Genomic DNA, 24,315 nt, shown 5'->3' with positions numbered 1-24,315 from the left:
CCGTATGCTACAAGTTGCGCTGCGGGCCTGCGCGCTTCAGACAGAGCAGGCTGCGCTCGCATCTGTATGTATGTCCCCTCGGTTCACGAGGCGCCCCCTTCTCTTGGGCGGCGCTTCCTAGGCTGTCCGGCTTCTGCAGCTGCGATACGGGCTCTCGGCGTAGCAGTACCTACGACTCACTGTCCGTACCGGAGCCTTTTCCCACATGACGAGCAGCACCGAGACCACCGCCACCACTCCGCAGGTAGCGGTCAACGACATCGGTAACGAGGAAGCCTTCCTCGCCGCGATCGACGAGACGATCAAGTACTTCAACGACGGCGACATCGTCGACGGCGTCATCGTGAAGGTCGACCGGGACGAGGTCCTGCTCGACATCGGTTACAAGACCGAAGGTGTTATCCCGAGCCGCGAGCTCTCGATCAAGCACGACGTCGACCCGAACGAGGTCGTCAAGGTCGGCGACGAGATCGAGGCCCTGGTTCTCCAGAAGGAGGACAAGGAAGGCCGCCTGATCCTCTCGAAGAAGCGTGCCCAGTACGAGCGCGCCTGGGGCACCATCGAGAAGATCAAGGAAGAGGACGGCATCGTCACCGGTACGGTCATCGAGGTTGTCAAGGGTGGTCTCATCCTCGACATCGGCCTCCGTGGCTTCCTGCCGGCATCTCTCGTCGAGATGCGCCGTGTCCGCGACCTCCAGCCCTACGTGGGCAAGGAGCTCGAGGCGAAGATCATCGAGCTGGACAAGAACCGCAACAACGTGGTCCTGTCCCGCCGCGCCTGGCTCGAGCAGACCCAGTCCGAGGTTCGCCAGACGTTCCTCACCACCCTGCAGAAGGGTCAGGTCCGCTCCGGCGTCGTCTCCTCGATCGTCAACTTCGGTGCCTTCGTGGACCTGGGTGGCGTCGACGGTCTCGTCCACGTCTCCGAGCTCTCCTGGAAGCACATCGACCACCCCTCCGAGGTTGTCGAGGTCGGCCAGGAAGTCACCGTCGAGGTTCTCGACGTCGACATGGACCGCGAGCGCGTCTCCCTGTCGCTCAAGGCGACGCAGGAAGACCCGTGGCAGCAGTTCGCCCGGACCCACCAGATCGGTCAGGTCGTCCCGGGTAAGGTCACCAAGCTCGTTCCGTTCGGTGCGTTCGTGCGCGTCGACGAGGGCATCGAGGGCCTGGTCCACATCTCCGAGCTGGCCGAGCGCCACGTGGAGATCCCGGAGCAGGTCGTCCAGGTCAACGACGAGATCTTCGTCAAGGTCATCGACATCGACCTCGAGCGTCGTCGCATCAGCCTCTCGCTGAAGCAGGCCAACGAGTCCTTCGGTGCCGACCCGGCCTCGGTCGAGTTCGACCCGACCCTCTACGGCATGGCCGCGTCGTACGACGACCAGGGGAACTACATCTACCCCGAGGGCTTCGACCCGGAGACCAACGACTGGCTCGAGGGCTTCGAGACCCAGCGCGAGGCGTGGGAGGGTCAGTACGCCGAGGCGCAGCAGCGCTTCGAGCAGCACCAGGCCCAGGTCATCAAGTCCCGTGAGGCCGACGAGGCCGCCGCCGCCGAGGGTGCTGCTGCCCCGGCCGCCGGTGCGGGTGCCGCCGCTGGTGTCTCGGGTGGTTCGTACTCCTCGGAGTCGGACGACAACTCCGGCGCCCTGGCGTCGGACGAGGCCCTGGCTGCCCTGCGCGAGAAGCTGGCCGGCGGCCAGAGCTGACGCTCTGCACCAGCTGGTGAATAGCTGAAAGTAAGGCCCGCTCCCCCTGGGGAGCGGGCCTTACTGCGTTATGGCGTGCTTACTGCGTCATGGCGTGACGGAGATGTTCGTCAGACCCTTGCCGCCCGTGACCGTGTTGCTCGCGTAGACGGTCGTCGGGCAGCTCGCGCTGTAGTTGGTGACGTTGACGGCGAGCTGCTTGGAGCCGGTCGCGCCGGTCAGATCCGACGTGTTGGCGCGGAAGACGGTGCCGCAGCCCCAGCCGCTCTGCTGGGTGTGGGTCTCGTAGCCGTTGTTCGTGGTGTTCTTGCCGGTGTTGTTCTCGACGAGGGCGTCGTTGCCCTTCACGTCGACCCAGGAGTCGTCGAAGTTGGCGCCGGTGAGCCCGCGGCCGTCGAAGGTGTTGCCGACGATCTTCGCTCCGGTGGTGCCTTCCTTGATGTCGACGGCCTCGCCACCGACGTCCGGACCGATGGTGTTGTTCAGTATCTGCGCGTTGTCGCTCTGGTCGGAGGTGCCGCCCGCCGAGCCGACGTAGACGCCCTCGCCCAGGCCGCTGCCGTCGTTGCCGGTGTCGTAGATCCGCGAGTTCTTGATGACGCCGTTGCGGCTGGACTTGCGGAAGTGGACGCCCTCCATGTCCAGGCCGTGCACCGTTACGGAGTCGATGACGACGCCGTCCGCGGTGTCCATCATGATCCCCTTCTGGCCGCCGGTGACGGTGATGCCCTTGACGGTCCAGTACGAGGCGCCGTTGAGGTGGAGGCCGTAGCCGCCGCCGGCCGTGAGGATCGCCTTGGACGAGCCGGTCAGGGTGATGCGGGAGCCGGAGGTGCCGGACACGGTGGTCTTGAAGTTCCCGGTGTAGGTGCCGTCGGCGAGCTGGATCGTGTCGCCGGGGCGGGCGGCCGAGAGCGCTGACTTCAGTCGGGCGGCCGTGGTCACATCGATGACCGTGGCGGCTCGTGCCGGTGCGGCGAGCAATGACAGACCGCCGGTGGCGATAGCCCCGGCAAGCAGGGCAGGGAGCAGGTTTCGGGTACGCATGTGGGGTGCCTTCCCGTTCTCATACATAAACGATGGGCGAGTTTCTGAACCCTGAATTGCTCGTGACGGTAGGGATGGGCCCGGGACATGTCAAGGTCCGGACCAACTCGCCGGGGATCCGCCGCCGTGAACTGAGCCTCCCCCGCCATGTGTTCATCGCGTGAGGCGGGAATGCCCGTGCGTCACCAGGCGTTCTTCTCTACGAACACAAGGAGGAGCGGTAACCGTGCTTGATCCGCAGGGTTTGTACGAATGGGAGCCGAAGGGCCTCGCCGTCGTCGACATGGCGCTCGCGCAGGAGTCGGCCGGCCTGGTCATGCTGTACCACTTCGACGGATACATCGACGCGGGAGAGACCGGCGAGCAGATCGTCGACAACCTGCTGGAGACACTGCCGCACCAGGTGGTGGCCCGCTTCGATCACGACAGGCTGGTGGACTACCGTGCCCGCCGCCCGCTGCTGACCTTCAAGCGCGACCGGTGGACCGCGTACGACACGCCGAGCCTGGAAGTCCGGCTCGTCCAGGACGCCACGGGCGCTCCGTTCCTGCTGCTGTCGGGCCCCGAGCCGGACGTCGAGTGGGAGCGCTTCGCCGCAGCTGTCGGACAGATCGTCGAGCGGCTGGGAGTGCGGCTTGCGGTCAACTTCCACGGCATCCCGATGGGCGTCCCGCACACCCGACCCGTCGGCCTCACCCCGCACGGCAACCGCACGGACCTGATGCCGGGTCACCGCAGCCCCTTCGACGAGGCGCAGGTGCCGGGCAGCGCCGAGTCGCTGGTGGAGTACCGCCTGATGGAGTCCGGGCACGACGTCCTCGGTGTCGCCGCGCATGTGCCGCACTATGTGGCCCGCTCGTCCTATCCGGACGCCGCGCTGACCGCCCTGGAGGCGATCACTGCGGCCACGGGCCTCGTTCTGCCGGGCGTCGCGCATTCGCTGCGTACGGAAGCGCACCGCACCCAGACCGAGATCGAGCGCCAGATCGGCGAGGGCGACGAGGAGTTGGTGGCCCTGGTCCAGGGCCTTGAGCACCAGTACGACGCGATGGCGGGCGCCGAGACCAGGGGCAGTCTGGTCGCTGAGCCGGTGGATCTGCCGTCCGCGGACGAGATCGGCCGTGAATTCGAACGCTTCCTCGCGGAGCGGGAGGGTGACTCCTGACCCGCTCGCGTAGGCTGCGGGCCATGCTGAAGGTGGGCCTGACCGGCGGAATCGGCGCCGGCAAGAGCGAAGTCTCCCGTCTCCTCGAGTCGTACGGAGCCGTGCTGATCGACGCCGACAAGATCGCCCGCGAGGTTGTGGAGCCCGGGACACCCGGGCTCGCGGCCGTCGTTGAGGCCTTCGGCCCGGAGATCCTCACCCCCGAGGGCACGCTGGACCGGCCCAAACTCGGCTCGATCGTCTTCGCCGACCCCGACCGCCTGGCGACGCTCAACGCGATCGTCCACCCGCTGGTCGGGGCGCGTTCGATGGAGCTGGAGGCGGCGGCCGGGCCGGACGCGGTCGTCGTTCATGACGTACCGCTGCTCGCCGAGAACAAACTGGCACCGCTCTACGACCTGGTGGTCGTCGTCGACGCGTCGCCCGACACACAGCTGGACCGGCTGGTGCGGCTGCGCGGAATGACGGAGTCCGAGGCGCGTGCCCGGATGGCCGCGCAGGCCACGCGCGAGCAGCGGCTAGAGATCGCCGATCTGGTCATCGACAACGACGGGCCACTCGAGCAGCTGGAACCGCAGGTGCGGAAGGTCTGGGCGGAGCTGAAGGAGCGGGCTGTCGCCTCGGAGCCGGGCTCCCGTTAGCCGTCCGTCAGCCTCCATCTCGCTCGGTGGTGCAGGCTTTTGATCGGAATACCGCTGCCGGAGGCGGTGTTGGAACCGTGCAGCGAGGGGAAGGATGCGACCGTGCCCAAGAGCAATCCGGAGACGCACGTCATCGACTACCGCGCGGCAGAGCAGTTGCTTGCCGCGAGGGATCCGCGCGGCGCCGTCAAGTTGCTGGACTCGGTGATCGCTGCCCACCCCGAGAACACGGCGGCCCGGCTGCTGCGCGCCCGCGCCTTCTTCGCCGCGGCCCAACTGCGCCCGGCCGAGCTCGAGTTCGAGCTGGTTCTGGAACGCGAGCCGGACAATGCCTTCGCCCACTTCGCACTGGCCCGCACCTTCGAGCGGGCAGGCCGTCCGGACCAGGCCACGCGCCACTTCCGCCTGGCGGCGGCGCTGGACCCGAAGCCGGAGTATCTGAAGGCGGCACGCTTCGACGGCGAGGCGTGACAGGGCTGGACCCGGACAGGGCCTAGTGACCCGGCCGCGGGCGGCGGTTGCCATGGTCCGGTTCGTACGGCGGGATGTCGCGGCCCGGCTGCCAGTGCGGGCCCTGGTGGATGTGGTGCAGGACCATGAAAAGGTCGACCGTGACGATCAGCAGCAGTACACCGCAGGCCGCTGCCCAGCCCGGGTGGTCCGCGAGGGTGAAGATCGCCGTGCCCGAGGCGGCCCAGATCAGCCCCCATACACTCAGCCAGAACCGCAGCCGCAGGGGACTGCGTGCAGTCGTCGGTTCACTCCCAGTGCGCATGGCCATCGCATCTCCTGCCTTCCAGGATGCACCCGCTTCGGGTGCCGCCCTGGCCGGCGCTTTCCGCTCGGCCGGCCCGGAGGGTAGGAGCCGGCGGTGACAGGCGCAGGCGCGTGGGTGGAGCTGCCGGAGACGGACGAGCTGGCCGAGGTCCTGCTGGATCTGGCGGTGCCGCACGAGGACATCAACGAACTCCTGGCGCTGCGGGGGCGGGTGACCACGGACCCCGGGCTGCGCAGGCTCCTCGATGCGGGCGTCCAGAGGCTGGTCAAGGACATGGGCAGGCCGGGCGGTGGCGGGGAGCCGCCGCGGATGCCCGAGGACTCGGGCGCGCTGGCCCGTTTCTTCCCGGTGTACGTCCTGGTCGCGGCGCTGCCGCAGGTACGGGCGTACCACCGCGAGCGCTCCGTGCCGGACGACATCTCCCGGCGCACGCTCGCCGATCTCGGCCGCCATATGGCCGTACACCGCAGACGCCGGGGGGTGGGCGGTCTTTCGATACCGGGCTGGCTGGCCCTGCACTTCCGGGGCGAGATCTACCAGTTGGGGCGGCTGCAGTTCCAGCGTTCCCGGCTCGGCGGCCGTACCGGCGAGGCCGTGCGGGCCGCCGGGCTGCCGTTCGGGCCCGAGGACTTCGCCCTGGATGTGCATGTCCCCGGCTTCCTCGGGCCGATCACACCCGAGGCCTGCGACCGTTCCCTGGCGCTCGGCCGGGAGTTCTTCGCCCGCCACTTCCCCGAGGAGCCGTACCGGATCGCCGTCTGCCACTCCTGGCTGCTCGACCCGCAGCTCGCCGGGTATCTGCCGGAGGAATCCAACATCATCCGCTTCCAGGACCGCTTCCGTACGGCGTACGAGATCAAGGAGGCCGACGACGGCGATGCGGTCGGTTTTGTGTTCGGTGACCCGGAGCTGCCGCCGGACACGCTGCCGAGGCGCACCACGCTGGAGCGTGCGATCGGCGACCATCTGCGGGCGGGCCGTCACTGGCACTGCGGGCACGGCTGGTTGGAGATCTGAGCCCTTCCGAGGGAACGGCCGTCCACGCGCCGTTCGTTCTGCCTGACATGAGCGGACAGATGCGTGAGGGACACCAGGGGACAGGACCAGGAGCGATCACACCCGACGGCTGTGCCGTCGAGCTGTACACACGGCTGGCCGTGGGCAGCGAGCCGGACATCATCGAAGCCGCCGTTCCGACGGGGGCGAGCATCCTCGAACTGGGCAGCGGGGCGGGCCGGGTGACCCACTCGCTCGTGAAGCGCGGCTTCGCCGTGACGGCCGTTGACGAGTCTCCGGAGATGCTGGCGCAGATCAAGGGCGCGCGGCGTACCGTACGCAGCCCGATCGAGACGCTGGAGCTGGACGAGGATTTCGACGTCGTGATGCTCGCGTCGTACCTGGTGCACACCGGTGAGAACGAGGTGCGTGACGGGCTGCTGCGGACCTGCCGCCGTCATGTCAAGGACGACGGCTGCGTACTGATCCAGCGTGAGGGCCTGGACTGGCACACCAGAGTGCCGCGCGAGCGGGTGGATCCGGCCGGGTACACGGTGCGCATCGCGTCATCGGAGCCGGTCGGCGACGGCGTGAACTCCGTGCACGCCGAGTACATCTTCCCGGACGCCCGCTGGACGCAGACGTTCCGGACGCGGCCGCTGACCAAGGAGGACTTCGAGGGGCATCTCGGACGGGCGGGGCTGGCTGTGGAAGCGTATCTGACGGACGACGGTACGTGGGTGAGGGCGCGGCCTGTCCGGTAGTGGGGCGATCGAGGGGCGGTCGGCCTGGCCGAAGTGGTCGTCGGTCATGCGGAGTTGAAGTTTTTTGAATTGAGGCCCGGTGGAGCGATGAGTCCCGGGCCCCTTCGCCGTCTACCTCTCGAAAGCACTACGGAACGCTTACCGGAGGAGACCATCATGTCCGCCACGACCGCCGCCACCACCTCGAACACCGCCACCGCCACCGCTACCGGAACCACCCTGAGCCGCCGCTCGCACCTCGCGGTGCGCACGCTGCAGATCGTGCTCGCGCTGTTCATGGCGATCCCGAGCGCCACGCCCAAGCTCATCGGTCACTCCTCGGCGGCAGAGTCCTTCGACAAGATCGGCTTCGGCGACTGGTTCATGTACCTGACGGGCGGTCTTGAGCTGGCCGGCGCGATCGCGCTGGTGATCCCGATCCTCTCCGGTCTGTCGGCGCTCGCCTTCATGGGCCTGATGATCGGCGCCTTCATCACCCAGGTGACCGTGTTCGACGGTCAGTATGCGATCACGCCCGTCATTCTCTTCGTCATCTTCGCCGGGATCGCCTGGGTGCGCCGCAATCACACGGCGGAGCTCGTCGCCCTTGTCCGCAAGCGCCTCTAAGGGGTACGGGTGGCCGCCTGCTCGCCGCCCGGAATCCGGCTCAGGAAAGGCCGCACCCGCGTCAGGGTGCGGCCTTCCTCCGTTCCCGGGGCGCCTGGCTCCCGAGAGCCGGCCGAGGGCTGCTGCCAAGGGACGGCCGAGGGCTGCTGCCGAGGGCTAGAGACTCGACCCAGGGGGTATACCAGACATACCGTGGTAATAATACCCGGCTCGGACGGTAGGGGGTGCCCCGATGGTCGAAGAGCTGGTGGTCGCGGGCGTGGCGGTCGCATCCGGCATCGTCGTGTACGCGATGGCGGCTGCCAAGGTGGTCAAGCAGTACGAACGGGGTGTGGTCTTCCGCCTCGGCCGACTGCGTGACCAGGTGCGCAGCCCGGGATTCACCATGATCGTTCCGATCGTCGACCGGCTGCACAAGGTCAACATGCAGATCGTGACGATGCCGGTGCCGGCGCAGGACGGCATCACCAGGGACAACGTGACGGTGCGTGTCGACGCGGTGATCTACTTCAAGGTCGTGGACGCTGCCGACGCGGTCGTGCAGGTGGAGGACTATCGGTTCGCGGTCTCGCAGATGGCGCAGACCTCGCTGCGGTCGATCATCGGCAAGAGCGATCTGGACGATCTGCTCTCGAACCGCGAAAAGCTCAACCAGGGGCTGGAGTTGATGATCGACAGTCCCGCCATGGGGTGGGGCGTGCAGATCGACCGGGTGGAGATCAAGGACGTGTCCCTGCCCGAGGCCATGAAGCGGTCGATGGCGCGGCAGGCCGAGGCCGACCGTGAGCGGCGGGCCCGGGTCATCAACGCCGACGCGGAGCTGCAGGCGTCCAAGAAGCTGGCCGAGGCGGCCGGGGTGATGTCCCAGCAGCCGGCCGCGCTCCAACTCCGCCTGCTCCAGACCGTGGTCGCCGTGGCGGCGGAGAAGAACTCCACGCTGGTGCTGCCGTTCCCGGTGGAGCTGCTGCGCTTCTTGGAGCGTGCCCAGCAGCCCGCACAGCAGCAGCCCGCGCCCCAGCAGCCACCGCAGGTCACCCAGGCGCAGCCCGAGGAACTGCCTGCCGAGTCCCGGCCCGCCGAGGTCGAGGCGGGGTCCGCCGAGCCGCCGGCCGTGGAGTCGGCCGAGTCGGCTGCCGAGAGGGCGTCCGAGGCGGCGCAAGAGGTGGCCGTGGATCCGCCCGTCGAGCTGCCGCTGCCGCCCGCGGCCTGAGTCGTCGGACGTCCAATGTCAGACCCCCGCCGTAAGGTCGTAGATCAGTGCTTCGGTGCCTCGGTGCCGTTGCGTACGACCTGCGGGAGGGAGGTGACCCATGACGTCCGGCACGCCGAATTCGTATCCGAATTCGTATCCGAATTCGTATCCGAATTCGTATCCGACTCTGAATCCGCATCCGCGTCCGAACCCGCGAGAGACGCTGCGTACCTGCGCCGCGGTCTTCGTACCGGCGGCGTTGCCGCGCGAGGGCCGGGTTGCCTTCTGGGACCCCGACGGCGACCGTCTCCAGGACTCCACCGACGAGCTCACCGTCGTACGCCGCGACGGCGACGGCCCGGACATCCGCAGCGGTCCTGTCCCTGCCGTGCTGCTGCCCGTCGCCGAGGCTCTGCCGCTGCTGGCCCGTGCCCGCAATGACCCGGGCGCGCACCCGGCCGCGGCCTGCTGGGGTGCCGCCGCCCTGCACGCCCTTCATCTGGCGGCGCGCGGCAGGCTGCTGCCCGGGCTGACCGCGACCGATCATGACGCCTGGCGTTCGGGCCCCCTGGACGCCGACGACATCGCCCAGCTGCGGGCCATCGCAGCCGCCATGCCGTACGAAGCGCATGCGGCTCCCGTCCCCGGGCTGAAGCCGCTGCGGCTGCACGAGCCCGAAGCACTGGTGCGGTCCTTCTTCGATGCGGTGGCAGACACCCTGCCGCGCACGCCTGCGGCCGCCTATGCGGCGGGGGCGCCCTTCGCGGCCGTGGCTCCCCAGCATTTGCCGGGGGCGCGGGAGTGGGCGGCGGAGGCTGCCGCAGGCATGGACGCGGGCGTGCGGGTCTCGCTCCGCCTCGACCTGTCCGCGTTCGAGCTCTTCGACACGGCGGACACGACAGACACGGCGGGCACCGGGGACGCGGCGGACATCGCGGAGGAGGACGGCGCGCACCGCACCGCCGGTGCGGCCCTCGTCCAGGTGCACAGCCTCGCCGATCCGACGCTCGTCATCGACGCGGCCCGGCTCTGGGCGGGCGACGGGGACGAGCACTTCGGGCCCCGTGCCCGGATCGACGCGGTCCTTGCGCTGCGCCGCGCGGCCCGGGTCTGGCCGCCGCTCGCCCGCGTGCTGGAGCGGGACGTGCCCGATGTGCTGCCGCTGACCGAGGACGAGCTGTACGAACTGCTCGGACCGGGGGCGGCGCGGCTGGCCGCGGCAGGGGTGGCCGTGCACTGGCCCAAGGAGCTGGCGCGTACGCTCTCGGCCGCCGCTGTCGTGCGCCCGGCGCCCGGCTCGGCGACGGACGGCACACCGTTCTTCGACAGCGAGGAACTCCTCAAGTTCAACTGGCAGCTGGCGCTCGACGGCGATCCGCTGACTGAGCAGGAGATGGACACGCTCGCGGAGTCGCACCGCCCGATCGTGCGCCTGCGGGACCAGTGGGTGGTGGTCGACCCCGATCTCGTACGCAAGGCGCGCAAGCGGGAGTTGGGACTGCTGCAGCCCGTCGACGCGCTGGCCGTGGCGCTGACCGGCACGGCCGAGGTGGACGGCGAGACGGTGGAGGCGGTGCCGACGGGCGCGCTGGCGAGCCTGCGCGACCGGCTCGTCGCGGCCTCCACCCCCGTCGCACCCCCGTCCGGCCTCGCCGCCACCCTGCGCGACTACCAACTGCGCGGTCTGGCCTGGCTCGACCTGATGACCTCGCTGGGGCTCGGCGGCTGTCTCGCGGACGACATGGGTCTCGGCAAGACGGTCACACTGATCGCCCTCCATCTCCACCGCGACCGCGAGGCCCCCACGCTGGTCGTCTGCCCGGCCTCGCTGCTCGGCAACTGGCAGCGGGAGATCGAGCGCTTCGCCCCCGGTGTGCCCGTGCGACGTTTCCACGGCGCCGACCGCGCCCTGCCGGGGCGCGACGGCGGCTTCGTCCTCACCACGTACGGCACGATGCGTACGAGCGCGGAGCAACTGGCGGCGCACACCTGGGGGATGGTCGTCGCCGACGAGGCACAGCACGTCAAGAACCCGTTCTCGGCGACGGCCAAGGCCCTGCGCACGATCCCGGCCCCCGCCAGGGTCGCCCTGACCGGCACCCCCGTGGAGAACAACCTCTCCGAGCTGTGGGCCCTGCTGGACTGGACGACCCCGGGGCTGCTCGGCCCGCTCAAGGCCTTCCGCTCCCGCCACGCCCGCCTGGTGGAGAACGGCGAGGACGACGACGCGGTGGAGCGCCTGTCCCGTCTCGTACGCCCCTTCCTCCTGCGCCGCAAGAAATCCGATCCGGGCATCGTGCCCGAGCTGCCGCCGAAGACCGAGTCCGATCATCCCGTCGCGCTCACCCGCGAGCAGGCTTCGCTGTACGAGGCGGTCGTGCGGGAGACGATGGCGGCGATCGAGGGCGCGGAGGGCATCGCACGGCGGGGCCTGGTGATGAAGCTGCTCACCGCGCTCAAGCAGATCTGCAACCATCCCGTGCAGTTCCTCAAGGAGGACAGGGCCCGGCTGGCAGGCCGCTCCGGCAAGCTCGCCCTCCTCGACGAGCTCCTCGAGACGATCCTGTCCGAGGACGGCTCGGTCCTGGTCTTCACCCAGTACGTCTCGATGGCCCGCCTCCTGTCGGCGCATCTCTCCTCCCGGGCGATCCCGTCCCAACTCCTCCACGGGGGAACGCCGGTGGCGGAGCGGGAGCGCATGGTCGACCGCTTCCAGTCCGGCGAGGTTCCGGTCTTCATCCTGTCGCTCAAGGCGGCCGGCACCGGGCTGAATCTGACCCGGGCGGGCCATGTCGTCCACTTCGACCGCTGGTGGAATCCGGCGGTCGAGGAGCAGGCGACGGACCGTGCGTACCGCATCGGCCAGACCCAGCCCGTCCAGGTTCACCGGCTGATCGCGGAGGGCACGGTGGAGGACCGCATCGCCGAAATGCTCGCGTCCAAGCGGGCGTTGGCCGATGCGGTCCTTGGCTCCGGAGAGGCGGCACTGACCGAGCTGACCGACCGCGAGCTGGCCGACCTCGTCTCGCTGCGGAGGCAGTCATGACACCGCGCACCCCGGCCCGGTTCGCCGACACCCGCCACGACGACCGCCGTCGTACGTTCCCCGCCCTGCAGCCCCTGGACGGCGAGGAGTTCGCGTCGAGCTGGTGGGGCAACGCATGGGTGGAGGCCCTGGAGGACACGGCCCTGGACCGCGCCCGGCTCAGCCGGGGCCGTGCGTATGCGGGCCGCGGCCATGTCGACGCGATCACGGTCACGCCGGGCCGGGTCATGGCGTACGTCCACGGCAGCAGACCCCGCCCGTACCGCACGGAGATCCGACTGCGCACGCTCACCGACGACGACTGGGACGGCTTCCTGGCCGCGGCGGCAGCACGTCCCGACCACATCGCCGCGCTGCTCGACAAGGATGTGCCGCACGCCCTGGCGACGGTGGCGGATCTGCTGCCCACGCCCGGCGACCTGATCCCCGACTGCTCCTGCCCGGACGACGGTTACCCCTGCAAGCACGCGGCCGCGCTCTGCTACCAGACGGCCCGGCTGCTCGACGAGGACCCGTTCGTGCTTTTCCTGATGCGGGGGCGTGGCGAACGCGAGATCCTCGCAGACCTCTCGCACCGCAACGCGACCCGGTCCGCGGCCGAACGCACCGGCGCCGCGTCCGGCACCCCCGTACCGACGGTCCCGGCCCTCGACGCCGCTGCCCCCCGAGTGCTCCCGCCCCTGCCGCCCCCGTTCGCCCCGCCCGCACATCCGGGCCGCCCCCCGGCCTACCCTCAAACCCCGGGCGCGCCCGACCCCCTCGCCCTGGACCTTCTCGCCACCGAGGCGGCCGCCCGCGCCCACAGCCTCCTCATCACCGGCTCCGACCCCACGGCCCAACTCACCCGGTGGCAGGACGCGGTCCGGCTGGCCGCCGCCCACCCCGGCTCGGGCCTGACCGCCTCCACCCGTGCCCTCTACCGCGACCTGGCGGCCGCCACCGACCACACCCCCACCGACCTGGCCCGCGCGGTGGCCGCCTGGCGGCAGGGCGGCCTCGCTGCCCTCTCCGTACTCGAAGAGCCCTGGGACCCACCCGCGGGCCCCTTCGACCGCGCCCGCCCGGCCCTGATCGCCGCGGACTTCCCGCACTTCCGCCCCTGGCGCAACCACCTCTCCACCCGCTCGCTCCAACTCCGTTTCGGCCGCGACGGCCTCTGGTACGGCTACGAGTCGGACGCGGACCGCGAGGACTGGTGGCCCCGCGGCACCCCGGACGCCGACCCGGTGGGGGCACTCACCGCTCTGTTCGGCAGGTGAGCGCCCACTCCCGCAGCGCCGCGAAGTCCGCCTCCCGCAGCCCCCGCCCCGGGTGGATCCGCAGCAGCAGCGCCGGTGCGTCGTGGTGTGCCGCGACATGGGCCGTGTCCAGGTCCGTGATCATGTCGTCGACCCAGGCGAACGGGCGGCCCGACGCCCAGGCCAGCAGCGGCCGGGTCTTCCAGTAGAGCCCGTCCGGGTCCTTGGCGAAGAGTTCCGGCCACTCGATCACCGGGAGGTCGGAGGGCAGGCCGACGCCCGGGGCGATCATGGTGTTGGCCTCGTGCATCCAGGTGGTCGCCCAGGCCAGTTCGAAGGGGAGGTCCGTCAGCCGCGCCCCGTGGGCAGGGTTGAGGCGGACCCGCAGGCCGCGGCGGTGGCGGCGGGAGCCGGGGGTCTGGCGGGAGAGCCAGTTCGCGGGGTGCAGGCGGTGGGTCGTGTAGCCGCGCAGACGCGGCAGGCGGGCCGCGTACGGATTGAGGGGGCCGTCGACGTCGAGGAGGAGCAGTGGGCGATCGGTCATGGAGGAGAACTTCCCACTGCTGAGCCGGACAAGTCGCTTGTCTAGGCTGGGGACATGGCACTCCAAGATCCCACGAGCGAGCTGGTGGCCGACCCCTACGCCGTGTACGCGCGCCTCCGCGAGGCTGGGCCCGTCCACCGCATCGCCGGGACGGACGGTCTGCCGGCCTGGCTGGTCACCCGCTACGACGACGTACGCCAGGCACTCGCCGATCCCCGGCTCTCCCTGGACAAGCGCAACGCGGCACCTGGCAATTACCGGGGGATGGCGCTGCCGCCGGCGCTGGACGCGAATCTGCTCAACATGGACCCGCCGGACCACACCCGCATCCGGCGTCTGGTGTCCCAGGCGTTCACCCCACGCCGCGTCGCGCAGCTGCGCGAGCCGATCCGGAGAACAGCCGATCAGCTGTTGGACGCCATCGCCCCGAATGGCCGCGCCGATCTGATCGCCTCGTACGCCGCGCCGCTGCCGATCAGAGTCATCTGCGACCTGCTCGGCGTGGCTCCGGAAGACCGGCGCGATTTCCGGGCGTGGACCGATGCCCTGGTTGCCCCGGACCCTGCGGAGCCGTCACGGGCGAAGGAAGCGGTCGGCGGCCTGTTGGCGTCCTTCACCCAGCTCATCGCCCGCAAGCGCGCCGAGCCGGCCGACGACCTGCTCTCCGCCCTGATCGCGGTACGCGACGAGGAAGACCGGCTGAGCGAGGACGAGCTGATGTCCCTTGCCTTCCTCATCCTGTTCGCCGGATACGAGAACACCGTCCACCTCATAGGCAACGCCACGCTTGCCCTGCTCAGCCACCCCGACCAACTGGCCGCGCTGCGCGCCGACCCTGGCCGACTGGCCGGCGCCGTCGAGGAGTTGGCCCGTTACGACGGCCCCGCACCGCTGGCCATCCGCCGCTTCCCCCTCGAGGACATCTCCATCGGCGGCGTCACGATCCCGGCGGGCGGGACCGTCCTGCTCTCGCTCGCGGCCGCCCACCGCGACCCGCACCGTTTCACCGACCCTGACCGCCTCGACATCGGCCGTGACGCCACCGGCCATCTCGCGCTCGGGCACGGCATCCACTACTGCCTGGGCGCACCCCTGGCCCGGATGGAGACCGAGATCGCTCTCGCCGCGCTGCTCGAGCGGTTTCCGCGGCTGGAGCTCGACGCCCCGGTGAGCGAGCTGCGCCGGCGCCCCTCGATGCGGGCACGGGGGCTGCTGACTCTGCCCGTTCGCTACTGATCAGAAGTCGGCGAGCGTCGGCTCGTCCAGCCGGGCCACCGAGTCCTGTGCGTACGCCGCCGCGTAGGCCTCGCGGATCCGCTCGATCTGCGGGTGGCGTACGTGTGCCTCCGCGGCCGGGTAGAGCAGGATCAGCTCGTACGAACGCTCCTTCTCGATGGTGCCGTTGGAGTCCCGCCACTGCCCACGGCCGTCCTGGATCGTCAGCCCGGACGGGAAGCTCGGCGTGACCGAGTTGTCGACGAAGGCCATGAACTCTGCGTCGGTCACATCGGGCCCGCCGTCGGGCCGCTCCGTGCCGAAGAACAGCCGCGTCTCGAGATACGCCGAGCCGCGCGCCTCGGCCGTCGCGCTCCGGGACGAGGGAGAGGCCGTGGGGGAGGCCGTGGGAGCGCTCACCCCCAGAACGGCGACGGTCGCACCGGCGACGGCGAGCAGGGTGCGCTGCTTCAAGGTGGGCACGGGTGGGGATCCCTTCCTTCGGTGGTTCTGCGTGGCGGGTGCACGGCGGGCTGTCACGTGCGCGCTGACCTTGGCACGGCTCGACGCCCCGGAAATGCCGACACACTGAGAACCCCATGACGTCAGAAGTCAGAAGGAGGAACAGATGGCTGCTGCGGACGCCGGCCGGCCCGCCGAACTTGTCATCGAAGGGTGCATCGCCCTCGTACACGGGGAGCAGGGCGAGATCGACTTCGTCGAGGACGCGGCCGTCGTCGTACGCGGTGCGGTCATCGAGGCCGTCACGTCCGCCGGCGCCGCCGCCGAAGTCCCCGCCGTCGAGCGCATCGACGGCCGTGGGCAGCTCGCCATGCCCGGACTCATCAACTGCCATACGCACTCACCGATGGTCGCCCTGCGCGGAGTCGCCGAGGACATGCCGGTGGAGGAGTGGTTCAACGACTGGATCTGGCCCATCGAGTCCAACCTCACCGACCGGGTCGTCGAGCTGGGGGCGCGGCTCGCCTGTGCCGAGATGATCCGGGGTGGGGTCACGGCGTTCGCCGATCACTACTTCTCGATGGACAAGGTCGCCGCCGCGGTGGTGGACAGCGGGCTGCGGGCCAATCTCGGCTGGGCGTACTTCTCCAGTCAGGGTGCCGAGGGGCGGGAGCGGTCGCTCGACTTCGCGTTGCGGATGCGGGGTGCGGCCGATGGCCGGATCACCACATCGCTGGCTCCCCACGCCCCGTACACCGTCGACGACGAGGATCTCGAGACCACCGCCGGGCTCGCGCGCCGGCACGGGCTGCTGGTGCACATCCATGCCGCCGAGAACAAGGGCCAGACGGACAACAGCCTTGCGCGGTGCGGGCGTACGCCGATCGAGGTGCTGGAGCGGGCCGGTCTGCTGGACGTGGATGTGCTCATCGCGCACGGAACCGGGATCACCGAGAAGGACCTGTCCGTTCTGCAGCGGGGCGCCGGGCGGATCGCGGTCGCCAGCGCGCCCAGGGGGTATCTCAAGTTCGCCTGGGACACGACGCCGGTCCGGGCGCTCGCATCCGTCGGGATTCCCGTCGGGCTCGCCACCGACGGGGCCGCGTCGAACAACACCCTCGACGTGTGGGAGAGCATGGCGCTCACCGCGCTGGTGCAGAAGTCCGCGGAGGGGGACCCGGCCTGGCTGACCGCGCGCCAGGCGCTCGATCACGCGACGACGCAGAGTGCGCGGGCTATCGGGCTCGGCGAGCAGATCGGCGCGCTCGCGCCGGGGCGGCGGGCGGATCTGATCCTGGTGGATCTGAGCGGGCCGCACACCCAGCCGATGCACGACATCGCGGCGACGCTTGTGCACAGCGCCCGCTCCGGGGATGTACGGACCACAGTCGTCGACGGGCGGGTGCTGATGCGGGACCGGCGGCTGCTGACGCTCGACCTGCCTGCGATCGTGGTCGAACTCACCGAGCAGCTGCCCGCGTTGACCGAACGCCGGAAGGGCCGACGGATCCAGGACTACGACGGCTAGGCCCTGTCCGGTCGACACCAAGGGACCAGTTCGATAAGCCGCCCACTCGATTGAGTGAAAGAACGATTTGCCATAACCCGAATGGCCTCATGGACGTTGGTTCGGGTGCGGGCGAGTGCCCGCGAACTTCTCCTGAAGGCAGGAACCCATGAGGCAGGTTCACCGAAAGGGTCTGGCCACCGTGATGCTCGCGGGTGGCGCGCTCGCCATGGCGGGATACGCGCATGCCGACTCCAACGCGGACGGCGGTGCGGCTCGTTCGCCCGGAGTGCTGTCCGGCAACACGGTGCAGCTTCCGGTGAATGTCCCGGTCAACGTCTGTGGCAACACCGTCAACGTCGTCGGACTGCTCAACCCCGCGTCCGGCAACTCCTGCGCCAACACCTCGCACGGGGGCGGCGGTTCGCACCACGGCCACCAGCCCGGCGGTGCCACCGCCGAAGGCGGCAGAAAGGATTCCCCTGGTGTCCTGTCGGGCAACGGCGTCCAGGTCCCCATCGATCTGCCCGTCAACGTCACCGGCAACTCCGTAAACATCGTCAGTATCGGAAACGCCGCCACCGGCAACTCCTCGTCCAACACCCCCGGCAAGCCGCCCGTCCGCCCGCGGCCCGCCACCCCGCCGAAGCCCGCGGCGCCCCACACCCCCGCACCGGCCCCCGAGACGCCCGGACCCCAGGTGGGCCTCGCCCAGACCGGTGCCGGATCCGTGGTCGGGTTCGCCGTACCCGCGAGCGCCGCCCTGCTCCTCGGCGGCGCCGTCCTCTACCGCCGTGCCCGGTCCGCCCACGAGTCCTAGGCCCTGTCCGGTCGGTCAGGCCGGGACCAGGACGCCAGCACCCCCTCGATCACCGCCGCCACCCGGACCCGCGCCACGTTGCGGGCGACCCCGGCCATCAGCAGGGCGTCGTACTCCGTGTCAAGATGCCGTACGGAAGCCCGCACCGCGGCCGTGACCGCACCCTCCTCCAAGGAGCGGCCCGCCGCGGTGCGGCCCACCCTGCCGCTGCCACGTGCCGAAGCGTGCGCGGCAACATCCTGGCCGCGGGCGGGCGGACAGCCGGGGAACAGCCGCAGGATCTCCGCCGCGAACGAGGCGGTGAACCGCACATCCTCGGCCGCCCGGCGCACCGCGTCCCGCTCCCGGCAGCGGGCCCGGGCATCCGCGTCCGCCAGACAGGCCGACTCGGCGCGGGCCAGGGCGGCCTCCTCGACGAGCAGCCCCTGGCGTTCGTACCGATTGCCGCGGCGGTTGAAGCGGACCACGACCGCGCACAGCGAACTCGCCTCGCGGGCGCGCCGGGTGAGTGCAGCGCTGCCCCGCGGCAGGAAGACGAGATGGGCGAGGTCGGCACAGTCCAGGCAGACCGGCGCGTTGAACTCCAGCAGATGCATGGGAAGGGGCCCCTGACGGCACTCCCCGCAGTGCCGCCCTTTCAGTGGCTGGATCACCACAAGATCCATGTACGCTCCGCTCCCATGACGCTGCGCTGTGCCGTACTCGACGACTACCAGGATGTTGCCCTCTCCATGGCGGACTGGGCGGCCCTCGCACCCGATGTCGAAGTCCGGTCGCTGCAACGCCATTTCACGTCCGAGGGCGAGGTGGCCGAAGCGGTCGGCGACTGCGAGATCCTGGTCGCGATGCGCGAGCGGACCCCCTTCCCGGAGTCGCTGTTCGCCCGTCTGCCGCGCCTCAAGCTGCTGATCACCTCCGGTATGCGCAACGCCTCGATCGACCTCGATGCCGCTGCCCGGCACGGCGTGACGGTGTGCGGCACCGCAAGCGGCTCCGAGCCGCCAGCCGAGCTCACCTGGGCGCTGATCCTCGGTCTCGCACGCCATGTGGTGCAGGAGGGCTCGGCCCTGCGGGACGGCGGCCCCTGGCAGTCCACGATCGGCGCCGATCTGCACGGCCGCCGGCTCGCGCTCCTCGGCCTCGGAAAGATCGGCGCGAAGGTCGCCCGCGTCGGACAGGCCTTCGGCATGGAGGTCATGGCCTGGAGCCAGAACCTCACCGACGAGCGCGCCGCCGAAACCGGAGTCGTACGCGCCCACTCCCTCGGGGAGTTGCTCGAGGCCGGTGACTTCGTCTCCGTACATCTGCAGCTCAGCGAACGCACCCGCGGTCTGGTCGGGGCGAGTGAGCTCAAGCGGATGCGGCGTACGGCCTGTCTCGTCAACACCTCGCGGGCCGCGATCGTCGACCAGGCGGCGCTCGTCCAGGCGCTGCACGACGGCTGGATCGCCGGAGCGGGCGCCGATGTCTTCGAGCAGGAGCCGCTGCCCGCCGACCACCCGCTGCGCACCGCGCCGAACTTCCTCGGGCTGCCGCACCTCGGCTATGTCACCCGGCGCAACTACGAGGGGTACTTCCAGGGAGCCGTCGAGGACATCGCGGCCTATCTCGAAGGCCGCCCCCTGCGCGTGCTCAGCGCACGCCCGGCGCCGCCGCCCCGATGAACTCGGACAGTGTCTCGCGGGCCTGCTCGGAGCGCTGCGAGCGGTCCGCCTCGTCCGGCGCCTCGTGCATGCAGTTCGTCACCTCGAAGGCGGACGCGGCCAGTTCGAGCGCCTGAGTGTCGTCGCAGACCAACTGGACCCGGATCAGCGCCTGATGGGCGCTGGAGCGCAGCCGGTAGGAGTCGATGCGCGCCTCCTCGGCCACCGAGCTGCCCGGCGCCTCCTGCGCCCGGTGCCAGCGGTCGTTCTGGCCGCGCCGGTAGTCGACGAGCGCGCCCGCGAAGGCGCTGTAGGCGGAGATCCGTTCCTGGCGCAGCTGTTCGGCGCGGCTGAGGGCGGCGCTGCGCTCGGCCGTCTGGCGCTGGAAGAAATGCGTGGCCACCGAGCCCAGCAGGGTGCCGATGACCGCGATGACGGCTGTCTCCATGGTGCGTACTCCCCGAGGGATCTGAGCAAGGGAACTGAGCAAGGGATCTGAACTTCGGGTCTGAACTTCGGATCTGAATAATCGTTCGAGTGCGCGCGGGCGGGCTTGGTAGCTTGATCGACGTGGCGAAACTCAATCAGATCATCGCAGTCGAGAAAGGCGTCAAGTCCAAGGCGCATCAGGACCTGACGGCCGCCCATCACGGGCTCCAGAAGCCTGCGCTGCTGGCCGGAATCTCGCGTACGTACCAGCCCAAGGACGAGGAGGGCGAGCAGCTGCCGCCCGAGTCCACGCGTGTCCAGGTCAAGGCCGAGGATGTGCTGCGCGAGACCGCGAAGACGCTGACGCGGCTGTTCGACGTGACCGCCACGAAGGACTGGGCCAACTGTGCTGCGCGTGCCGATGTGACCGTGGACGGTCGCGTCCTCGTGAGCGATGTGCCGGTCGCTTATCTCCTCTTCCTGGAGAAGCAGCTCACGGACATCAACACCTTTGTGCGCAAGCTCCCGGTGCTCGACGCCTCGGAGTCATGGGCGCAGGACCCGTCGACGGACGCGTGGAAGACGGAGGCGGTGCGCACCCTTCGTACGAAGAAGGTGCCGCGCAACCATGTGAAGGCCGAGGCGACCGAGAAGCACCCGGCGCAGGTCGAGGTGTACTACGAGGACATACCGGTCGGTTACTGGACGACCGTGAAGTTCTCCGGAGCGCTGCCGGCCCGGCGGGTGAACGAACTCCTTGAGCGGGTGGAGAAGCTTCAGCAGGCCGTGAAGTTCGCCCGCGAGGAGGCGAACGGCGCGGAGGTCACCGACCAGCGGGTGGGTGACGCCGTGTTCGGCTACCTGTTCGGGTAGCCTCAATGACTCCCCGTCCGCCGGTGTGCGGGCGGGGTGCGCGAGGAGCGCAAGCTGAAACTGAAGCTTGTCGTGACTGCGCGGTTCCAGTGGAGGTTCGAGTCCTCCCCGCGGCATTCTCCGTAACGACGGGCCGCGGTAGCCCAACTCGGCAGAGGCAGACCGCGATCAATCTCAGACTATTGCTCCAGACTCAGCATTCGCCGCCGATCGCCGGATCGACCGGGCCCAGGCCCCGGTGCGTCGAAATGCCGGTTCAAGTCCGGCCCGCACAGCTCGATGTGCGGTGGTCCAAAGGCAGGACGCGGCGACATGATGACTGACCTGGGTTCTCAAGCGTGCCGGCGTGCTACATGGGCGGCATCACAGGGCTCGGGGGCCGGCTACGCCCCCGGGCCCGCTCCCGTTTCCGGGCCCGGGACAGAATTCTCATCCGGTACGTTGGGGCGGTTTTGGCGACGTTGGTGACTTGGAGGAGTTCCATGGGGTTCAAGGACAGAACGCGTACGGCGATGGTCCTGGTCGGATGCCTGGCGGCGCTCGCGACGGTGCCCTCCGCGGCGAACGCCACGCCCGGCAGCGGCGTTTCGGGCACGGTCCTCGCGCAGGGCGTCTCCGAGGGGACCCTCAAGCTGAAGGCCAAGGGGAAGACGGATGTGGTCGTACGGACGATCACGATCGCCCCGGGCGGTTCCACCGGCTGGCACTCGCACCCCGGGCAGGTTCTCGCCGTCGTCAAGTCCGGGACGCTGACGCGGACTCTGGACGACTGCTCCGTCGAGGTCACCACTGCCGGTAAGGCCTTCGTCGAGCCGGCCGGGCCGCGGCACCGGCACATCGGGCGCAACCTGGGCAGCGAGCCGCTGGTGCTGTACGTGACGTATCTGCTGCCCCAGGGCAGCCCGTTGTCGAACGACGCGGACGCGCCGCCGTGCGCCGGTAAGCAGGCCACAGGCAAGCAGGCCACAGGCAAGTAGGCCATGCAATTCGAAGCGATCACCTGGGAACGGCTGACCGAGGCCATCGCCGACAAGGCCATGGAGGTCAAGGCCGATGACGGCAGTTCCCGGCTGCGGATCGCCGTCGACGGGGCGCCCGCCGCGCAGACCGGGGAGCTTGCCGGGAGGGTCGGCGAGGCGCTGCGGGTGCGGGGGCGGGGCGTCCTCGTCGTGGGGACCGAAGGGTTTCTGCGGCCCGCGTCGCTGCGGTACGAGTACGGGCGCGAGGACCCCGAGACGTACTACAGCGGCTGGTACGACACCGGGGCGCTGTGGCGGGAGGTCTTCGGGCCACTGGAGGCGGGCGGCAGCGGGCGGGTGCTGCCCGATCTGTGGGATCTTGTGAGCGACCGCGCCACCCGCAGTGCGCATGTCGAACTCCCGCCCGGCGGTGTGCTGTTGCTGCACGGGCCGTTTCTGCTCGGGCACTGGTTCCCGTTCGATCTGAGCGTGCATCTGCGGCTGTCGCCCGCGGCGCTGCGGCGGCGTACCCAGGAAAGCGAGCGCTGGACGCTGCCCGCCTTCGAGCGGTACGAGAACGAGGTGGGACCCGGGGAAGCGGCAGATGTGCTCGTACGGGCCGATGATCCGCGTCACCCCGCGTGGGGCGGCCTGCGCTGATCAGGTCGGCAGCCGATCGGGCCGTCCGCCGATCAGTGTCACCGCCTCGGCGCCCGCCCGGCAGCCCTCCGCCGCGGCCGTCGCCGGATCAGCGCCCGCGAGCCGGGCGGCGAGGAACGCACCCGTGAAGGCGTCGCCCGCGCCCGTGGAGTCCACCGCATCGGCCGGGACGGGCGGAACACGGGCCGTGACCGTGCCCGACTCGGCGACCAGGGCACCGTCGGCGCACAAGGTCACGACCGTCAGCGGGACATGGAGGCTCAGCTTCGCGGCGGCGTCGGACGGGTCCGGCAGGCCGGTCAGCAGGCGGGCCTCATCGGCGTTGGGGACGAGGACGTCCGCGCCGGAGAGCGCAGACAGCATCCGGTCCACGCCGAGCGCCGAGATGAAGCCCGCCGATGCCGGATCCACGCTGACCGGGATGCCGAGCTCTCGCGCCGACTCCATGGCGAGCAGGGCCAGTTGTCGGCTGATGTCGGCGAAGAGGAGATAGCCGGACAGATGCAGATGGCCGACGCCGTCGAGCAGCGTCGGCGACCAGTCGGCCGGGGACAGCCGCAGCACCGCGCCGCTGTCGGTGAGGAAGGTCCGCTCGGCGGACGCGTCGACGAGGGCGATGACCGTGGCCGTGGGTGCCTCGGCGTCGGGGACGAGGAGCGGCCGTACGCCCGCGGCGCGCAGCCGGGCGTCGTGCCAGCCCGCCTCGTCCTGGCCGACCCGTGCCAGTATCCGTACGTCCGGGCAGCCCCAACGCGCCGCCCAGCAGGCCACGTTGGCCCCTGCCCCGCCCGGCAGAATGCGGATCGCGGCGGCCGTGTCCGTGCCCCGGGCGAGGGGCGCGTGGTGCCGGGCCACCACATCGGTGACCACATCGCCGATGACGAGCAGGGCACCTGGGCCCGCACCGGCGGCGACCGTCACAGCGCCGCCGCGATCCGGGCCGCCAGCCGGACATTCCCGCGCACCGCCGCCACATTCGCCTCCAGTGACGCCCCCTCCGTGCGCCGCATCAGATAGTCGAGCAGGAAGGGAGTCACGGCCTGGCCGACGATGCCCCGCTCCCGGCACTCGTCCAGCGCCTCGCCGAGGACCCGGTCGTGCAGCGCCGGATCCAGCTGTTGCGTCTCCGGGACCGGATTCGCGACGATCAGCGCGGCGTCGGGCCTGCCGAGTGCGTCTCTGGCCCGGATCACTTCGGCCGCCTCCTGCGGCGTACGGACGGTCCAGTCGACCGGCTCCCCGGAGGAGGTCAGATAGAAGCCGGGGAATTCCTGCGTGCCGTACCCGAGGATCCCGACGCCCAGCGTCTCCAGCCGCTGCAGCGTCGCGGGGACATCCAGAACCGACTTCACGCCCGCGCAGACCACCGCGATCGGGGTCTGGGCGAGCAGCCGCAGATCCGCCGACTCGTCCTGTGTCTCGGTCCACTCGCGGTGCACTCCGCCCAGGCCGCCGGTCGCGAAGACCCGGATCCCGGCCCGCGCGGCGAGGAACGCCGTCGCCGAGACGGTCGTAGCCCCGCTCGCCCCAGCCGCCAGCGCGGGCGCAAGATCCCGGTGCCCCAGCTTGCGTACGTCATCGTCGCCCGCGACCCGCTCCAACTGCCGCTTGTCCAGGCCGATATGGACCTTTCCGTCGAGGACGGCGACTGTCGCGGGGACGGAGCCCTCGGAACGTACGAGCTCCTCCAGCTCCTCGGCGACGGCGAGATTACGGGGACGCGGCAGCCCGTGCGCGATGATCGTCGACTCCAGGGCCACGACGGGCCGGTGCGCGGCGAGCGCTTCCTGTACTTCCTCGGTCACTTCGGTCAGCTGCATGTCCCATCCCTGGCACGGGAGGGCCACGCCCAAACCCGGCCGGGGTGAGGCCGGGGCGGGCCTCATTTGGTAGGAAGGTTTCCTGTCGGCTATTGACAGGAGCATGGCTCATTGCCACGCTGCCTCCAGCGGCTTGGCGCGGCGCCCGACTCCCGGGCGTGACGCGCTCAGCGAGAGCTCTGACCCGGCCGCCGTG

The 24,315-nt window shown here is 70.2% G+C and carries 25 protein-coding genes; 17 read left to right on the top strand and 8 right to left on the bottom strand.

Going from position 1 to position 24,315, the window contains the following annotated elements; translation table 11 throughout:
• Nucleotides 1-205: 205 nt before the first annotated feature.
• The gene (rpsA, locus tag ABZS64_RS22205; RefSeq protein WP_355832194.1) at nt 206-1,714 is read left to right on the top strand and encodes a 30S ribosomal protein S1; all 1,509 of its coding nucleotides are present in this window, start codon (nt 206-208) and stop codon (nt 1,712-1,714) included.
• Between the two features lie 87 nt (nt 1,715-1,801).
• Here the strand turns inward: rpsA and ABZS64_RS22200 are convergent, their stop codons facing one another.
• Nucleotides 1,802-2,761 carry a right-handed parallel beta-helix repeat-containing protein gene (locus ABZS64_RS22200; protein WP_355832191.1) on the bottom strand — a complete coding sequence of 320 codons (960 nt, stop codon included), beginning with the start codon at nt 2,759-2,761 and terminating at the stop codon, nt 1,802-1,804.
• A gap of 226 nt (nt 2,762-2,987) precedes the next feature.
• On the opposite strand from ABZS64_RS22200, the gene ABZS64_RS22195 reads away from it, so the two are divergent.
• The 3 genes from ABZS64_RS22195 to ABZS64_RS22185 all read left to right on the top strand — a co-directional run bounded on the left by ABZS64_RS22195 (nt 2,988) and on the right by ABZS64_RS22185 (nt 5,038).
• Nucleotides 2,988-3,926 carry a PAC2 family protein gene (locus tag ABZS64_RS22195; protein WP_355832188.1) on the top strand — a complete coding sequence of 313 codons (939 nt, stop codon included), beginning with the start codon at nt 2,988-2,990 and terminating at the stop codon, nt 3,924-3,926.
• A 23-nt stretch (nt 3,927-3,949) separates the two neighbouring features.
• Entirely contained in the window at nt 3,950-4,567 is a 618-nt protein-coding gene (coaE, locus tag ABZS64_RS22190; RefSeq protein WP_355832185.1) for a dephospho-CoA kinase, read from the top strand.
• 102 nt (nt 4,568-4,669) lie between these two features.
• Nucleotides 4,670-5,038 carry a tetratricopeptide repeat protein gene (locus ABZS64_RS22185; protein WP_355832182.1) on the top strand — a complete coding sequence of 123 codons (369 nt, stop codon included), beginning with the start codon at nt 4,670-4,672 and terminating at the stop codon, nt 5,036-5,038.
• A gap of 22 nt (nt 5,039-5,060) precedes the next feature.
• Here ABZS64_RS22185 and ABZS64_RS22180 read toward each other — a convergent pair whose 3' ends face one another.
• Nucleotides 5,061-5,342: a DUF6343 family protein gene (locus tag ABZS64_RS22180; protein ID WP_355832242.1), complete on the bottom strand. Its 282-nt coding sequence runs from the start codon at nt 5,340-5,342 to the stop codon at nt 5,061-5,063.
• Between the two features lie 96 nt (nt 5,343-5,438).
• Here ABZS64_RS22180 and ABZS64_RS22175 point away from each other — a divergent pair, with 96 nt between their 5' ends.
• From ABZS64_RS22175 to ABZS64_RS22150, 6 genes are all read left to right on the top strand, one after another.
• On the top strand, nt 5,439-6,362 hold the full coding sequence (locus ABZS64_RS22175; RefSeq protein WP_355832180.1) for an acyltransferase domain-containing protein: 924 nt from the start codon (nt 5,439-5,441) through the stop codon (nt 6,360-6,362).
• 47 nt (nt 6,363-6,409) lie between these two features.
• Nucleotides 6,410-7,105, top strand: a complete 696-nt coding sequence (locus tag ABZS64_RS22170; protein ID WP_355832177.1) for a class I SAM-dependent methyltransferase — start codon at nt 6,410-6,412, stop codon at nt 7,103-7,105.
• Between the two features lie 156 nt (nt 7,106-7,261).
• Entirely contained in the window at nt 7,262-7,711 is a 450-nt protein-coding gene (locus ABZS64_RS22165; RefSeq protein ID WP_355832174.1) for a DoxX family protein, read from the top strand.
• Nucleotides 7,712-7,943: 232 nt separating this feature from the next.
• Nucleotides 7,944-8,921, top strand: coding sequence for a slipin family protein (locus ABZS64_RS22160; RefSeq protein WP_355832171.1), 978 nt, complete (start codon nt 7,944-7,946; stop codon nt 8,919-8,921).
• A 100-nt stretch (nt 8,922-9,021) separates the two neighbouring features.
• Entirely contained in the window at nt 9,022-11,949 is a 2,928-nt protein-coding gene (locus ABZS64_RS22155) for a DEAD/DEAH box helicase (RefSeq protein ID WP_355832169.1), read from the top strand.
• A complete protein-coding gene (locus ABZS64_RS22150; RefSeq protein ID WP_355832166.1) occupies nt 11,946-13,208 on the top strand; it encodes an SWIM zinc finger family protein in 1,263 nt (420 codons plus the stop codon). The genes ABZS64_RS22155 and ABZS64_RS22150 overlap by 4 nt, the downstream gene beginning before the upstream one ends.
• Here ABZS64_RS22150 and ABZS64_RS22145 read toward each other — a convergent pair.
• Complete coding sequence (locus ABZS64_RS22145) at nt 13,186-13,731, bottom strand: hypothetical protein (protein ID WP_355832163.1); 546 nt, start codon at nt 13,729-13,731, stop codon at nt 13,186-13,188. The two genes, ABZS64_RS22150 and ABZS64_RS22145, sit on opposite strands and share 23 nt — an antisense overlap.
• Nucleotides 13,732-13,785: 54 nt before the next feature.
• Here ABZS64_RS22145 and ABZS64_RS22140 point away from each other — a divergent pair, with 54 nt between their 5' ends.
• On the top strand, nt 13,786-14,967 hold the full coding sequence (locus tag ABZS64_RS22140; RefSeq protein WP_355832160.1) for a cytochrome P450: 1,182 nt from the start codon (nt 13,786-13,788) through the stop codon (nt 14,965-14,967).
• On the opposite strand, the gene ABZS64_RS22135 is transcribed toward ABZS64_RS22140, so the two are convergent.
• Nucleotides 14,968-15,429 carry a DUF3574 domain-containing protein gene (locus ABZS64_RS22135; RefSeq protein WP_355832157.1) on the bottom strand — a complete coding sequence of 154 codons (462 nt, stop codon included), beginning with the start codon at nt 15,427-15,429 and terminating at the stop codon, nt 14,968-14,970.
• Between the two features lie 145 nt (nt 15,430-15,574).
• Here ABZS64_RS22135 and ABZS64_RS22130 point away from each other — a divergent pair, with 145 nt between their 5' ends.
• Nucleotides 15,575-16,936, top strand: coding sequence for an amidohydrolase (locus tag ABZS64_RS22130; protein ID WP_355832154.1), 1,362 nt, complete (start codon nt 15,575-15,577; stop codon nt 16,934-16,936).
• 148 nt (nt 16,937-17,084) lie between these two features.
• Nucleotides 17,085-17,735, top strand: a complete 651-nt coding sequence (locus ABZS64_RS22125) for a chaplin (protein ID WP_355832151.1) — start codon at nt 17,085-17,087, stop codon at nt 17,733-17,735.
• Here ABZS64_RS22125 and ABZS64_RS22120 read toward each other — a convergent pair.
• Nucleotides 17,732-18,400: a DUF2293 domain-containing protein gene (locus tag ABZS64_RS22120; protein ID WP_355832148.1), complete on the bottom strand. Its 669-nt coding sequence runs from the start codon at nt 18,398-18,400 to the stop codon at nt 17,732-17,734. The two genes, ABZS64_RS22125 and ABZS64_RS22120, sit on opposite strands and share 4 nt — an antisense overlap.
• A 15-nt stretch (nt 18,401-18,415) precedes the next feature.
• Here ABZS64_RS22120 and ABZS64_RS22115 point away from each other — a divergent pair, with 15 nt between their 5' ends.
• Nucleotides 18,416-19,399 (top strand): D-2-hydroxyacid dehydrogenase family protein, encoded by a 984-nt coding sequence (locus ABZS64_RS22115; protein WP_355832145.1) that lies wholly within the window; start codon nt 18,416-18,418, stop codon nt 19,397-19,399.
• Here the strand turns inward: ABZS64_RS22115 and ABZS64_RS22110 are convergent.
• Nucleotides 19,368-19,826, bottom strand: a complete 459-nt coding sequence (locus ABZS64_RS22110; RefSeq protein ID WP_355832142.1) for a hypothetical protein — start codon at nt 19,824-19,826, stop codon at nt 19,368-19,370. The two genes, ABZS64_RS22115 and ABZS64_RS22110, sit on opposite strands and share 32 nt — an antisense overlap.
• 122 nt (nt 19,827-19,948) lie before the next feature.
• Here ABZS64_RS22110 and ABZS64_RS22105 point away from each other — a divergent pair, with 122 nt between their 5' ends.
• The 3 genes from ABZS64_RS22105 to ABZS64_RS22095 all read left to right on the top strand — a co-directional run bounded on the left by ABZS64_RS22105 (nt 19,949) and on the right by ABZS64_RS22095 (nt 22,299).
• On the top strand, nt 19,949-20,680 hold the full coding sequence (locus ABZS64_RS22105; protein ID WP_355832138.1) for a hypothetical protein: 732 nt from the start codon (nt 19,949-19,951) through the stop codon (nt 20,678-20,680).
• A gap of 482 nt (nt 20,681-21,162) precedes the next feature.
• The gene (locus ABZS64_RS22100) at nt 21,163-21,657 is read left to right on the top strand and encodes a cupin domain-containing protein (protein WP_355832135.1); all 495 of its coding nucleotides are present in this window, start codon (nt 21,163-21,165) and stop codon (nt 21,655-21,657) included.
• A gap of 3 nt (nt 21,658-21,660) precedes the next feature.
• Nucleotides 21,661-22,299 carry a uridine kinase gene (locus ABZS64_RS22095; protein ID WP_355832132.1) on the top strand — a complete coding sequence of 213 codons (639 nt, stop codon included), beginning with the start codon at nt 21,661-21,663 and terminating at the stop codon, nt 22,297-22,299.
• Here the strand turns inward: ABZS64_RS22095 and ABZS64_RS22090 are convergent, their stop codons facing one another.
• Together ABZS64_RS22090 and ABZS64_RS22085 are read right to left on the bottom strand one after the other, a co-directional pair.
• Nucleotides 22,300-23,220 carry a sugar kinase gene (locus ABZS64_RS22090; RefSeq protein WP_355832129.1) on the bottom strand — a complete coding sequence of 307 codons (921 nt, stop codon included), beginning with the start codon at nt 23,218-23,220 and terminating at the stop codon, nt 22,300-22,302.
• Complete coding sequence (locus tag ABZS64_RS22085; RefSeq protein ID WP_355832126.1) at nt 23,217-24,119, bottom strand: pseudouridine-5'-phosphate glycosidase; 903 nt, start codon at nt 24,117-24,119, stop codon at nt 23,217-23,219. The genes ABZS64_RS22090 and ABZS64_RS22085 overlap by 4 nt, the downstream gene beginning before the upstream one ends.
• Nucleotides 24,120-24,315 lie beyond the last annotated feature (196 nt).

This window comes from Streptomyces sp. NPDC005408 (genome assembly GCF_040606445.1).
Lineage (GTDB): Bacteria > Actinomycetota > Actinomycetes > Streptomycetales > Streptomycetaceae > Streptomyces.
The sequence above is the reverse complement of the archived record's forward strand: the minus strand, read 5'-3'. Positions and strand labels throughout refer to the sequence as shown.